Below are 13079 nucleotides of genomic sequence, written 5' to 3'. Positions count from 1 at the left end.
GCCTTGGGAGGCCATCTCGCATGATCGGCCGAACTCTGGATTCGGGGCCGCCATCGGCCCTTGGAAATGCGTTCGGCCAGCTCCCCGAGGACCCTGGGGCAACGTGAAGAGGCCCACCGGCGCGATCGCATAGGCAAAACGCTCGGATCACCCGGTTGCGCACAACCGATGCGAATGGTCGGGTGAGGTGCCGAAGAGGCTGGAAGGTCACAGCCCGCCAGCCCCGGCGCCTTTCGGACCATGGAGCCGCGATTGTTGCTCAAGCGACGCGCGAGCGGCTTCGGGCGCAGGCCTCCCGGCGGCATCGCAACACAAGCGGTCCCGGCCCCTGAGCAATGGGTCCGAAACCTGCCCTCTCTGGCGGCTCCGGACCAATGCACGCGCCTCGTCCGCTACTGGATGACGATCTCCACTCGCTGGCTCTCGCCGGTCGATCCTGGGATTTTCAGGTAGTACTGGCCCGGCTTGATCGCGAGGAACTCGATCTCCATCTCGCCGGCCTCGTCGAACTCGACGCTCTCCAGCCCGTAGGGGCGGATTTCCAGTCCGTTGATCACCACCTCGTTCACCCAGATCGCCCTGAAGAAGCCCGGCCCCTCCAGCCCCAGTTCGCCGGTCCCGTCGGCCTCGATTTCGAGCTCGTACATCATGCCCGACTTCAGGGTGATCGGCCCCTCGGCCAGCGGCTTGCCTACCGACAGGGTAATTTCGGGCATTTCCTCGGAGTTGGTGTTCGAAAGAATGCCGGCAAAACCGTATTCATGCGCGGCAGCGGGCAGCGCCAGCGCGGCAAGCGCGGCGGCGATCAGGGTCGTTTTCATGGTCTTGGCTCCTCCTTCAGACCAGATGCGGGGTCAACGTGGCGGGCTGACCCTGCAACTGCAGGATCCGGCTGGCCAATCTTTCGGCCTCGCCGCGCGCGTGGGTGACAAAGAGCACGGCGGGGCGCAATTCGGCGATCAGCTCTTCGGTGAGCGAGAGCATCGCCTCGGCAAGTTCAGGGTCGAGCGACACGAAGGGCTCGTCCATCACCAGAAGGTCGAGCCGCCCGGCAAATGCCCGGGCCAGCGCCAGCCGGCGCTGTTGCCCGAGCGAGAGGCTGCGCGGAAAGGCATCGTGCCGCCCTTGCAGCCCGACCCGGTCGAGCGTCACCCGTGCGTCGCGCTCGCTCAGTTCGGGGTGCACCAGCATGAGGTTCTGCAACGCCGTGCGCCAAGGCATCAGGGTCGGCTCTTGGAACACCATGGCCATATGCGCCGGGCGCGTCACCTCACCGTCGAAGGCCGCATCCAGCCCCGCCACGATCCGCAGGACGGTCGATTTGCCGATGCCCGACGGGCCGAGCAACGCCACGGTCTCGCCGCGCGAGATGGTGAAATGCACGTTGCGCAGCACCTCGGTCCCACCGAAGCGTTTCGAGCGGATCTCGACGCGCACCGCGCCGGGGTCCGCCAGTTCGGGGTGCAGCGGCACGACCCGCGGGTCCTCTGGGTTGGTTCGTGGAGTCATTGCGGAGCGCTCATTGAACGTCGGCGAAGAGGCCGTCGGGCACCCGGCTCGCCTGCCCCACCAGCTCCGCTCCGCCCAGTTCGGCCATCAGCGACAGGAGCTTGCCCGCCGCCTCGGCATCCACCGGGCCGCGGGCCGGAACGCCGGCCAGCCAATCGTCGCGCAGCTGCTCGAACTGGGCGTCATCCCCGGCGTTCATCTGCGGGCGCAGCGCCTCCCAGGCCGCCGGGTCTTGCGCGAGCAGGTCCTTGGCGTCGCGGCTGGCCTCGAAGAAGGACTGCGCCAACCCCGCGTGGTCGGAGAGGAAGTCGCCCTTGAAATAATAGCCCAGCAGCGGCACATCGGGGTCGAGCCCCAGCGCTTCTGCCGCCGTTTCCACCGAGATCAGCTCGCGCATCCCGGCCGCCTTCATCTTGGCGAGGAAGTGCCAGAAGTTGATCGCCCCCGCGTAATCCCCCGACAGGCCCGACTTGAAGATCAGTGGCGGCGCACCGAAGACCTGCTCGGTGTCGGCCTTGAGGTCCATGCCGTACTCCTGTTGCGCAAAGGCGCGCAGGATCAGCCACGACTTGTCGAGCGGCCCTCCGGCGATGCCGATCTTGCCGCCCTTGAGGTCGGCCAACGTCTCGACGTCCGAGCCCTCCGGCACCAGCAGCCCGCCCACTGCACGGGAATAGGGCACGACAACGTAATCCTTGCCCTCGGCGCGCTGCCGCGCGACCCAGATCCAATCAGCGACAGCCATGTCGGCCTCGCCGCCCTCGACCGCGATGCGGGTGGCACCGTTGTCGGCATAGGGCACCATTTCGAGCGTGAAGCCGTGCTTCTCGTCGAGACCGTTCTCGACGATCGTCGACAGCTCCCAGTTCACCGTGCCGATCTTCAGCACGGCGGCCCGCACCACCGGCAGATCCTGCGCGGCGGCCGACATGGCGGTGACGCAGCCCAGTGCCAATGCAGTGAGAAATCTCTTCATCTTCGTCCCTTCCGCCCGGAGCGCTGCTTCAGTTCGGCGTGATCGCCACGCCCCAGGGTTGCTGCCCCACCTGCACCGACTTGATCGCTTTTTCCGCGGTCACGTCGATGATCGTGACGTCGTTCGAGTTTCCGTTGGTGGTCAACAGGTACTCTTCTCCCGGGGTGAAGGCCATCTGCCAGACCCGCTGCCCGACCATGATGTAGTCGATCACCTCGAGGCTTGTCCCGTCGATCACCGCCACGCGGTTGGCCGGCCCGAGCGCCACGAAAATGCGGCTGCCGTCGGAAGTGGCCTTCACCCCCACCGGCTGCAGCCATTCGGGCAGCACACCCGGCACCTCGAAGCCAATCTTCTGCGTCAGCGTCGGTGTGCCATCCTCGGCGATGTCGATCACGCTGACCGTGCCGCCGATCTCGGAGCTGACGAAGAGCCGGGTGCCGTCGTCGAGATACTCGGCGTAGCGCGGCCGCTGGTCGACGAGGATATTGTGCTTGATCTGGTAGTCCACGGTCGAGATGAAATGCGCCATGTTGGTGGTTTCCGAGGTGTTCACCACCCAGCGATGGTCGGGCGAGATCGCCATGCCCTCGGGCTCCACCCCCACCGGCACCTCCGCGAGGATCGTGTGGGTCTGCGTGTCGGTCACCGTGACGAGGTTGTCATCCTCGTTGGCGATGTAGAGCGGGCTGCCGCTGCGATCGAGCACGAAGAGCTCGGGATCGGGCCCGGAGGGCAGCGTGTAGAGCTCTTCATATGTCTCGGTATCGAAGACCCGCACCGTGTCGTCATCCGAGGCGCAGACATAGAGCAGCGTGCCATCCGGCGAGAGGGTGATGCCGCGCGGCCGGTTGCCGCCCGCGAACTCGGTGATCACTTCCCAGGTTTCGGTATCGAGCACGGTGATCGTATTGCCCCGTTCGTTCGAGACGAAGGCCTTGCCGGCCAGTGCGCCGGATGCGGCAAGGCAGAGCGCGGCGGAGAGCATGAGCGTTTTCATCGGTGTCCTCATTGGAAGGCCGTGCAATCGGATTCGGGGCGGTCGAGCCCCAGCGTGTCGAGCGGCGAGACCTGGTGCAGGAACCCCTCCTGCGGGCTCACGCTGACGGTGATGCGGTCGTCATATAGGAGGATCGGCTGGCGCAGCTGGCCGTTCCAGTCGCGGAAGGTCACCTTCTGTCCCTTGAAGGCCGCCAGTTCGAAAGCGTCCGAAAGAATGTATGACTCGATCTCGGCAGGATCGTCGCTGCCGGTGCGCGTCACCGCCTCGCCGAGCACGCGCAGGGCCAGCCAGGTGTTGTAATCTGCTTCGGTCACATGGCGGCGGGCGAGCTTCTCGAACCGGGTCTGGAACTGCGTCGCGCCCCAGGCCTCATGCGCACCGTGCATCGTGACCGGGCGCAGCCCGGCGCTGCCCATGACCGGGCGCGGCGTCCAGAGATGATAGGGCAGGTAGGCGGCGAAATAGTCGGTGGCGTCGGCGGCGATCAGCACGTCGTGATCCTTGGCGCGTTGCAGGAAGGTCGGCAGCTGGCGCTGCACCAGCGCGTGGCCGGTATCGGTGCGCCGCGCGCCCCCCGTGTCCTCGAACTCGCGCTCCTCGACGATCTTCGCGCCGAATTTCTTCGCGGCGCGTCGGTAGGCCTCGGCCAGCGCGCGGTCCTCGGGGTTTGATCCGCTCACCAGCAGCCAGCGCGGCCATTTTTTCCAGATCGCAAACTGGGCGACCGCGTCGGCCTTCATCGCGAAGGAGGGCGCAACGTGCAACAGGTTCGCCCGGCATTCGGCCCCGCGCAGCGCCACGTCGGGGGCCGAGGCGTTGAGCACCAGCGCGCCCGCCTCCGCGGCCCGATCCGCGAGCGCCAGAAGCTCCACGGCCTGCGCGTCGACCACCACGTAGCGGATGCCGTCCGCCAGCATCGTGTCGAGCGCCTCCAGAGCGCCCTCGGGCGGGACGGCCGCGTTTTCGGTCTTGTAGGTATGGCCGAGGAACGACCCGGTGGTCGCATTGTCCTCGTCAGCAAGCACCGCCCCGGCGAAATCGAGGTCCTCGGGCCGGGCGTCGTAGCGCGAGATCGGCAGCAGCGTGGGGTAGTCCACCCGCAGCACCCCGGCGCGGACCTCCACCGCCCGAGCCGACGGTGCTGCCAGACAGGCCGCAATGCCAAGCGCGGCCGCGGCCAGCAGCGGGACAAGATTCTTCGGCACTTTCTCCTCCATGCCCGCGCAGTTTCCCCGGGGCCCTGACCCACTCTGCCCCTTCCAAGGCGAAGCGGTGAACCGATACTTTCGGTTCGGTTGCGAGACACAGGGTAACGGCGGCACGATTGTCGGCGACTCTTAATTTCTAAGAAGGCAGCGATGCTTATCCGCGCCCTCCCCCTTGCCCTGCTGCTCTGCACGCCCGCGCTCGCGGGCGAGAAGGTCGCCTTTCTGGGGATCACCTTTCTCGACAGCTCGCTGCAGACCGCCGAGCTGGGCCAGGACCCGGCCGAACTGGCGCGGATCACCATGCTCGAAGACATGGTGCGCGACCGGTTTACCGACGAGGGATACGAGCTTCTGGACCTCGGCCCCATCGCCGAGGAGCGCGACCGCATCGTCAACCCGGCCAAGTGCTACGGCTGCGACACCCGCATGGCCGCCAAGCTGGGGGCCGATTACGCGCTGGTGGGAGAGGTTCAGAAGGTCTCGAACCTCATCCTGTCGATGAACCTGCAGCTGCGCGATGTGCAGAGCGGTCAGACGGTCAAGGGACGGGTCGTCGATATCCGCTCGAACACGGATGAAAGCTGGCGTCGGGGGATGGACTACATCCTGCGCACCGGAATCTTTAGGGAGGAGAGCAAATGAAGAGACGCAACCTGCTGGCCTTTGGGGCGGCGCTGGCGCTGATGCCCGCCGTGGCGATGGCGCACGGGCCGACCCGGCAGAAGGTGACGCTGACCACCGACGTTGCCGCCGAACCCGCCGAGGTCTGGGCCGCGATCGGCGATTTCCAGGACATGACCTGGCACCCGGCGATCGTCGCGAACTCCGGCGAGGGCGGCAACGAGATCGACGCCACCCGCGAGCTCTACCTGTCGGATCAGGGCGCCTCGGGACCGATGATCTCGGAGGTACTCTACAAGTACAGCGCCGAGGAGATGTCCTACAGTTACCGGATCACGGATGTGGCGGTCGAGGTGCTGCCGGTGACCAACTATTCGTCGCACCTGACGGTGCTCCCGCGCGAGGGCGGCGGATCGACGGTCGAATGGCGCGGGGCCTTCTACCGGGGGTATCCCAACAATGACCCGCCCGCCGAGCTGAACGACGAGGCCGCGATTGCCGCCGTCTCCGGGGTCTACGAGGCCGGGCTGAATGCGCTGGTCGAGCGGTTCGGTGCGCCGGGGTCCTGATCTCGCATTGGTCGCGTTGCTGGCCGTCGTCGCGGGTCCCGCGGCGGCGGACCTCGCTTTCGTGACCTGCCAGAACGGCGACGCGCTTTCGGTGCTCGATCTGGAGACCGGCGAGGAAACCGCCCGCTGGTCGGTTCCGGGCAAGCCGGCGGGCGTCGCCGTGGCGCCGGACGGGACGGTCTACACCGTCGCGCCGGATGCCAAGACGGTGCGCAGGCACGGCGCCGATGGCTCGGTGTACGCCGAGACGATGCTGGAGGGTGGTCCGATCGGGGTTGCCCTGGACGTGGCCCGGTCGCACCTCTTCGTCTCGGATTGGTACAACGCCCGGCTCTGGGTGCTGGACGCCGAGACACTCGAAGGCATTGCCGAACTGCCGACCGGGGCCGCCCCCGCCGGGATGGCCCTCTCGCTCGATGGCAGGCTGCTCGCCGCAGCCGAGCGCGACGCGGACCGGATCAGCCTCTACGACGCCGAAACGCTGACGCTCGCCCGCACCATCCCCGTTGGCACGCGGCCTTTCGGGCTCGGCTTTGCCCCCGACGGGAGGCTTTTCGTGGGCAATGTCGGCAGCAACGACGTGACGGTGATCGACCCCGGATCGGGCGAGGTGCTGGCCACGCTGCCCGTGGGCGACCGCCCCTATGGCCTGGCCTTCGCCGCCGGGCGCGCCTTTGTCACCAACCAGTACGCCGGGACGGTCAGCGTGATCGCGCTGGAGGATCTCTCGACCGTGACCGAGCTTGCGGTCGGCGAGTATCCCGAGGGCATCGCCGCCACGTCTGACGGGCGGATCGCGGTGGCCAACTGGTTCGACAACACGCTCAGCCTGATCGACGCGCGCTCGCTGGAGGTGGTTGCGGACATCGCCACAGCCGACGGGCCGCGCGCCTTCGGGGCCTTCATCCTGCAGGATCCGCGCTAGAGCCGGGCCGGGCCCCGGACGGGGCCTTGCGTCTCAAGTCGGCGACACAGGGCGCCCTGCCGATGTCGGGCACAACCAGTCCCGCGTGCGCTGCCTCGAAGAGATCGCCGTCTGAAACCGCCTCTACAGTGGCTCCTCGACTCAAGGCTGCACGGACCCAAGCTTCTGCAGTCGGCGAGGACCCGCAGCCCTTTCATCTCGACAAGACGGCAGGGCAGACCAATCTATTCGGCAGCCCGGCAGCCCGGCAGCCCGGCAGCCCGGCAGCCCGGCGGCCCGGCGGCCCGGCGGCGAGCGGCTGGCACAAAGCGGCGATCCCCCTGAAGCTCTTCGCCCCCCTCCCAGAAGCCGACGCGGGCGGACGACGTTCTGCGCGTTGAAAGCACGATCACCGAGTACCGAGCCTCGCGCCCCGGTCGGGCGATGGTCACGGTCGGGACGCAGTCCCTGAACCAGCTCGGTGCCCCGCAAACGGATCTCGCGCATGGGGGATCTTGCGGGGACCGCGGCCGGGACCGCGGTCCCCTGATCACTGCCGCGGCGTGACCCGCTCGAGCGGGTGCCCCGCCGCGGCCCACCCGTCTGTCCCCACGGGCAGCCAGTAAACCTTCGTGTAGCCGTAGCTCAGCGCCCGCTTCGCCGCGTTCCAGCTCATCCAGCAATCGGCAAGGCAGAAAAACAGCAGCGGGTGCGTGGGATCGCCGCCGCTCACTGCCTCGAGGCCGGACCGGAAATAGTCCTCTTCGGGCGCGGCGAGCGCGCCGTAGCCGGTATTGGGGAGCCAGATCGCCCCGGGGATGCTGTCGCGCGGTTTGTCGCGCCAGACTGTTCCCTCGGGCAGATCATCGGGCTTCGGCGGGCGTGGCAGCACGTCGATGAAGGCCGCCTCCCCCGCCTGCCAGAGCGCGTGTGCCCGTGCCACGTCCACCACCGTTCCCCCCTCCAGCGTGCCGGGAACCGGCGCGCGATAGACCTCCATGCGGTAGGCCTCTGGCTCGGGCACCTGCCCCTGCGCCAGCGCGGGGATCAGACACAGCGCCAGCAGCAACCACCTCATTGCCCGACGTCGAGCGGACGCTCCCCCATATCGTCAAGCAAAGGCACCCCGGCTTCCGCCAGCAGCGCGTCGATCTCGGGCTTGTTGCGGCGGATCAGCGAGTTGAGCTGGCGCTGCCAGACCTTCTCGCCCCGGCGCACACCCATGGTGATGCGGTAGAAGAGCTTCGGCGCACCGGCCTCGCGGATCAGCGGTACCACCTTCAGCCCGGGGTGGTCGCGCTCCACCAGCGGCCCGGCAATCGGTCCCCAGAGCACCGCCGCGTCGATCTCGCCCGCCGCGAGGTCGTCCAGCATGTCGCTGGCCGGGCTCTCGACCCGGCGATCAACCACCAGTGCATAGGCCCGCGCCTTGCCGATCAGCCCGTGCCGCGCCATGTGGGTGGCCGGCGGCGAGCCGGCGATCACCCCCAGTGTCAGCCCCTGCAGCGCCGGGTCCGACAGCTCGTTCACTCCCGCGAGCGGGCCATCCGAGGGCACCACCAGTGCGTAGGCCGAGGTCATGTAGTGGTTGGTGTTCAGCACCAGCTCGTGGCCCTGCGCATAGCCCATCACCACGTCGCATTTCCCGGCCTTCAGCGTCTGGCGGATGAACCCGGTCGCCATGGGAAACCAGGTGTAGCTGACCGGGCGTTCGAGCTTCGCGGCAAAGAGTTCGGCCAGCTTGTTCTCGTAGCCCGAGCCGTCCTGCATCGACATGGGATCCGCAGCGGGATCCGCACAGACCCGGAATTGCGTCTTCGAGACGAGATCCGAGGTCTGCGCCTGAACCGCACCCGCGGTGCCGGCCAGCAACAGGGCCAGCGCCGCGCCGCGAACGGCCTCAGCCCATGCAGGCATTTTCCATCTCGGTGAAGGTTTCACTCTTGGCCTCTTTCTTGGCCGGGCGACCGCGCTCGATCGCGCCGGAGCCATGGGCCTTGAGATAGGTGTAAATGTCATCGAGGTAGCACATCACGTTGGGGTTGGTGCCGAAGGCGGGCATCACCGAGTTCTCGGCCGCGCCGACCTTCTTGCGCCCGTTCACCACCGTGTCGACGAAGTCGTAATAGTCCATTTCGATGGCGGAATTCTTGAGGGCCGGGGCATAGGTCGATCCCTCGCCGTCGGGCCCGTGGCAAACGTGGCACTCGGCATGGTAGCGGCGGAACCCCGAGAATGTCGGCCAGTCAACCGCGCCCTCGTCGTTGATGTTGAAGGTGGGGATGCCGTCGTCGGTGTAATAGCGACCGCCTTCCTCGTAGGCCACCGCGATGTTCGGATCGTCCATCGAGACATCGGCGGCGCTCAGCGCGCCCGCCATCGGGAGGCTCGCGAGGATGCCGGCGGCGGTCAGGAGGGTGAGCTTTCGGGTCATGGCAAAAGGGTCCTGGGCATGGGATCGAGGTTCACGTCGAAATGTCTTGTGCAAGGGGCCGGCGGGAACAGTCTCCCGCCGGCCTGTCGGTCGCTGCGGATCAGTCCGGGAGTGCAAAGACCGTCAGCTGACCGCCGAGCGCGGTATAGTCGGACAGGGCCGAGTAGCCGCCCACCGCACCGAGACCGTCGTTCGGGTTGGTCAGACCGGCTGCGAGACCGATGCCGGCCCAGCCACCGACGCCCGAAAGGATGCCGACATACTGCTTGCCGTCATGCTCGTAGGTCATCACGTTGCCGATGATCCCCGAGGGGGTCTTGAAGCGATAGAGTTCGTCGCCCGTCTCGGAGTCCACCGCCTTCAGGTAGCCTTCCAGCGTGCCGTAGAAGACAATGTCCCCCGCGGTGGCCAGAGCGCCCGACCAGACCGAGAACTGCTCAGGGATCGACCACTTGATCTCGCCCGCGACATTGTCCCAGGCGATGAAGTTGCCCATGCCGCCGTGGCTGTCGGGCGCCGGGTACATGGCGAGCGTCGCACCGACATAGGGCTGACCCGCGGTATAGCTCACCCGGAACGGCTCGTAGTCCATGCAGACGTGGTTGGTCGGCACGTAGAACAGACCGGTCTTGGGCGAGAAGGACGCCGGCTGCTGGTCCTTGGAACCGAGCGCCGCCGGGCAGATGCCGGTCGAGTTCACGTCCTCGCCGTTCTGCTCGGTCGAATACTCGGCGACCACTGCCGGTCGGCCATAGGTCTCCGAGGCCGGATCCATGTCGACGCCGGTGGTCCAGTTCACCGCCGGGTCGTATTTCTCGGCCACCAGAAGCTCGCCGCTGATCCGGTCCATGGTGTAGGCCAGACCGTTGCGGTCGAAGTGGGTGAGCAGCTTGCGCGCCTCGCCGTCCATCTCCTGATCCGTGAGGATCATCTCGTTGACGCCGTCATAATCCCACTCGTCATGCGGGGTCATCTGATAGACCCATTTGGCCATGCCATCGTCGGGGTCACGCGCCATCACGGTCATCGACCAGCGGTTGTCGCCCGGGCGCTGCGCCGGGTTCCAGGTCGAGGGGTTGCCGGTGCCGTAATAGATCAGGTCGGCCTCGGGGTCATAGGAATACCAGCCCCAGGTGGTGCCGCCGCCGATCATCCACTGATCGCCTTCCCAGGTGTTGGTGCCCGAGTCCGCGCCCACCGGCTCGCCCAGGTGGGTGGTGGTTTCCGGATCCATCAGGATGTCGCTGTCCGGCCCCATGGAATAGGCGCGCCACTCCTGCTCGCCGGTCTCCATGTTGTAGGCGGTGACATGGCCGCGCACGCCGAACTCGCCGCCCGAGATGCCGACGATCACCTTGTCTTTGACCGGCAGCACCGTGGCGGTGTTGGTCTCGCCCTTCGAGGCGTCGCCGTTCATCACCTCCCACTTCACCTCGCCGGTCTCGGCGTCGAGCGCCACGACCTTGGTGTCGGCCTGGTGCAGGAAGATCTTGCCGTCGGCATAGGCCACGCCGCGGTTCACCGTGTCGCAGCACATCACCGGGATCACGTCGGGATCCTGCTTGGGCTCGTAGCGCCATTTGATCTTGCCGTCTTCTTTGAGGTCGAGCGCATAGACGATGTTCGGGAACGGTGTGTGCACGAACATCGTGTCCCCGACCACCAGCGGCGAGCCCTCGTGGCCGCGCAGCACGCCGGTCGAGAAGGTCCAGGCAACCTGCAGGTCACCGACGTTCTCCTTGTTGATCTTGTCCAGCTCGGAATAGCGCTGGTTGGCATAGTCGCCGGTCTGGATGGCCCATTGGCTCGGGTTGTCCATCTGGGACATCAGGTCGTCGTTTGCCATCGCCATGGATGCGGCGCAAAGCAGCGCACCCGACGATAGAAGCAGCCGTCTCTTCATCTTCCTTCTCCCTTGGATAGAACGGCGTTCCCGCCGCGTGGTCCCGTCCCGGCCGCCTCTCGGCATCAACTGAAGACCGTGTCGGGTCATCCGGGTGCGACGCTCCTTCTCCTCCCGCCGCATCCGGAAATCTGAATCCGTGTTATGAGCCCTCTCCCCCGAAGGTCGCGAGATAGGCGATCACGTCGGCGCGCTCGTCCTCCTTGCGCAGGCCGGCAAAGGACATCTTGGTCCCCTTTGCGAAATCCTTGGGTTTCTCGAGAAAGGCCGCCAGCTCCTCGGGCGTCCATGTCCCGTCGGCCGCGGCAAGCTCTTTCAGCGCATCGGAATAGTCGAAGCCCTCGACCGCGGCGATCTCACGCCCGACAACGCCGGTCAGCACCGGGCCGACGCGGTTCTCCGCCCCGTCGCCAACCATGTGGCAGGCCTTGCACTTGCGAAACACCTTCTCGCCCTTCGCCGCATCCCCCTCGGCGAGGGCCATCCCCGCCGTGAGTGCCAGGATCATTCCGGCTGCGAGCGTTCCTTGATACATGCCTTGTCTCCTCTTGCTGGACCCGCGCTCAGGCAAGCCGGGCTGCATGCCAGGCGACATGGTCGCCGGCAAAAGAATTCACGAAGAAATACGAATGGTCATAGCCATGCTGCATCCGAAGCACTCCTGACTGGCGCCGTCTCGTCATCGCCTCGGCAAGCGCCTCTGGCTGCAGCAGCTCGAGGAACTGGTCGCTCGCGCCCTGGTCGACGAGGATGTCCTCCTTCCAGCCGCGCTCCTCCATCAGCAGCGTCGAGTCGTGCAGCGCCCAGCAGCCCTCATCGTCGCCGAGATAGGCCGAGAGCTGCTTGCGCCCCCAGTCCGAGCGGGTCGGATGCGCGATCGGCGCGAAGGCCGAGAGGCTGTCGTAGAGATGCGGGTTGCGCATCGCCAGCGTCAGCGCGCCGTGACCGCCCATCGAATGGCCGGTGATGCCATGGCGCTCGCCGATGCCGTCGAGCCCGGCAACCAGCCCGCGCAGCTCCTCGGTGATGTAGTCGTACATCCGGTAATGCGGCTTCCACGGATCGCGCTTGGCATTCACGTAGAACCCGGCGCCCTGGCCGAGATCATAGGCCTCGTCGTCGGCTACTTCGGGCCCGCGCGGGCTGGTGTCGGGGAACACCAGCGCCAGCCCGTGCATCGCGGCATGCTCCTGGAAGCCGCCCTTGGTCATCGCGTTCTCATGGGTGCAGGTCAGCCCCGAGAGATACCAGAGCACCGGGACTGGCCCGGATTCCGCCTGCGGCGGCAGGTAGACCGCGAAGGTCATGTCGCAGCCGCAGGCCTCCGAGCCGTGCCGGTAGACGGTCTGCCGACCATCGAAGCTGCGATTTTGCGCCACCACCTCCATGCTCAGAACTCGACCACCGCGCGGATCGACTTGCCCTCGTGCATGAGATCGAAGCCGTGGTTGATCTCGTCGAGGCTCAGCTTGTGGGTGATCATCGGGTCGATCTCGATCTTGCCGTCCATGTACCAGTCGACGAATTTCGGCACATCGGTGCGGCCCTTGGCGCCACCAAACGCCGTGCCCTTCCAGACCCGGCCGGTGACCAGCTGGAACGGACGGGTGCTGATTTCGGCCCCCGCCGGCGCCACGCCGATGATCACCGACACGCCCCAGCCGCGGTGCGAGCATTCCAGCGCGTCGCGCATCACCTTGACGTTGCCGGTGGCGTCGAAGGTGTAGTCCACGCCGCCGATCTGGTCCGCGCCGCGCTTGGTGAGGTTGACGATCTCCTGCACGACGGAGCCCTCGATCTTCGAGGGGTTCACGAAGTGGGTCATGCCGAACTTCTTGGCCATCTCGGCCTTGGAGTCGTTGAGATCCACGCCGATGATCATGTCGGCCCCCGCCATGCGCAGGCCCTGGATGACGTTGAGCCCGATGCCGCCGAGGCCGAAAACCGCCGCG

The 13079-nt window shown here is 66.8% G+C and carries 15 protein-coding genes; 3 read left to right on the top strand and 12 right to left on the bottom strand.

Annotated features, from left to right (window positions below):
* Nucleotides 1-392 precede the first annotated feature (392 nt).
* The 5 genes from BM397_RS20665 to BM397_RS20645 are packed head-to-tail and all read right to left on the bottom strand — an operon-like array spanning nt 393 to nt 4705.
* Nucleotides 393-821, bottom strand: coding sequence for a cupredoxin domain-containing protein (locus BM397_RS20665; RefSeq protein ID WP_092428041.1), 429 nt, complete (start codon nt 819-821; stop codon nt 393-395).
* Nucleotides 822-837: 16 nt separating this feature from the next.
* Nucleotides 838-1509, bottom strand: a complete 672-nt coding sequence (locus tag BM397_RS20660) for an ABC transporter ATP-binding protein (RefSeq protein WP_092428039.1) — start codon at nt 1507-1509, stop codon at nt 838-840.
* Between the two features lie 10 nt (nt 1510-1519).
* Nucleotides 1520-2485 (bottom strand): ABC transporter substrate-binding protein, encoded by a 966-nt coding sequence (locus BM397_RS20655; protein WP_092428037.1) that lies wholly within the window; start codon nt 2483-2485, stop codon nt 1520-1522.
* 28 nt (nt 2486-2513) lie between these two features.
* A complete protein-coding gene (locus BM397_RS20650) occupies nt 2514-3485 on the bottom strand; it encodes a YVTN family beta-propeller repeat protein (RefSeq protein WP_092428035.1) in 972 nt (323 codons plus the stop codon).
* An 8-nt stretch (nt 3486-3493) separates the two neighbouring features.
* On the bottom strand, nt 3494-4705 hold the full coding sequence (locus BM397_RS20645) for an ABC transporter substrate-binding protein (protein ID WP_092428033.1): 1212 nt from the start codon (nt 4703-4705) through the stop codon (nt 3494-3496).
* A 141-nt stretch (nt 4706-4846) separates the two neighbouring features.
* Here BM397_RS20645 and BM397_RS20640 point away from each other — a divergent pair, with 141 nt between their 5' ends.
* From BM397_RS20640 to BM397_RS20630, 3 genes are read left to right on the top strand one after another with little or no spacing between them, the layout of a single operon-like run.
* Nucleotides 4847-5338, top strand: coding sequence for a DUF3280 domain-containing protein (locus BM397_RS20640; RefSeq protein WP_092428031.1), 492 nt, complete (start codon nt 4847-4849; stop codon nt 5336-5338).
* Complete coding sequence (locus tag BM397_RS20635; RefSeq protein ID WP_092428029.1) at nt 5335-5886, top strand: SRPBCC family protein; 552 nt, start codon at nt 5335-5337, stop codon at nt 5884-5886. Before BM397_RS20640 ends, BM397_RS20635 begins: the two co-directional genes overlap by 4 nt.
* Entirely contained in the window at nt 5849-6811 is a 963-nt protein-coding gene (locus tag BM397_RS20630) for a beta-propeller fold lactonase family protein (RefSeq protein WP_092428027.1), read from the top strand. Before BM397_RS20635 ends, BM397_RS20630 begins: the two co-directional genes overlap by 38 nt.
* 529 nt (nt 6812-7340) lie before the next feature.
* Here the strand turns inward: BM397_RS20630 and BM397_RS20625 are convergent.
* The 7 genes from BM397_RS20625 to BM397_RS20595 all read right to left on the bottom strand — a co-directional run.
* Nucleotides 7341-7868 (bottom strand): PQQ-dependent catabolism-associated CXXCW motif protein, encoded by a 528-nt coding sequence (locus BM397_RS20625; RefSeq protein WP_092428025.1) that lies wholly within the window; start codon nt 7866-7868, stop codon nt 7341-7343.
* Nucleotides 7865-8707: a substrate-binding domain-containing protein gene (locus tag BM397_RS20620; protein ID WP_092428023.1), complete on the bottom strand. Its 843-nt coding sequence runs from the start codon at nt 8705-8707 to the stop codon at nt 7865-7867. The genes BM397_RS20625 and BM397_RS20620 overlap by 4 nt, the downstream gene beginning before the upstream one ends.
* Nucleotides 8691-9224 carry a c-type cytochrome, methanol metabolism-related gene (locus tag BM397_RS20615; protein WP_092428021.1) on the bottom strand — a complete coding sequence of 178 codons (534 nt, stop codon included), beginning with the start codon at nt 9222-9224 and terminating at the stop codon, nt 8691-8693. Before BM397_RS20615 ends, BM397_RS20620 begins: the two co-directional genes overlap by 17 nt.
* A gap of 100 nt (nt 9225-9324) precedes the next feature.
* A complete protein-coding gene (locus BM397_RS20610) occupies nt 9325-11127 on the bottom strand; it encodes a methanol/ethanol family PQQ-dependent dehydrogenase (RefSeq protein ID WP_092428019.1) in 1803 nt (600 codons plus the stop codon).
* A 142-nt stretch (nt 11128-11269) separates the two neighbouring features.
* Nucleotides 11270-11662 carry a c-type cytochrome gene (locus BM397_RS20605; RefSeq protein ID WP_092428017.1) on the bottom strand — a complete coding sequence of 131 codons (393 nt, stop codon included), beginning with the start codon at nt 11660-11662 and terminating at the stop codon, nt 11270-11272.
* Between the two features lie 28 nt (nt 11663-11690).
* Complete coding sequence (fghA, locus tag BM397_RS20600) at nt 11691-12515, bottom strand: S-formylglutathione hydrolase (protein ID WP_092428015.1); 825 nt, start codon at nt 12513-12515, stop codon at nt 11691-11693.
* Between the two features lie 2 nt (nt 12516-12517).
* The coding region (locus BM397_RS20595; RefSeq protein WP_143187054.1) for a zinc-binding dehydrogenase at nt 12518-13079 on the bottom strand (562 nt) is incomplete at its 5' end.

The organism is Alloyangia pacifica (assembly GCF_900116195.1).
Lineage (GTDB): Bacteria > Pseudomonadota > Alphaproteobacteria > Rhodobacterales > Rhodobacteraceae > Salipiger > Salipiger pacificus.
Note: the sequence above shows the minus strand (reverse complement) of the source record. Positions and strands in the feature narration are given on the sequence as shown.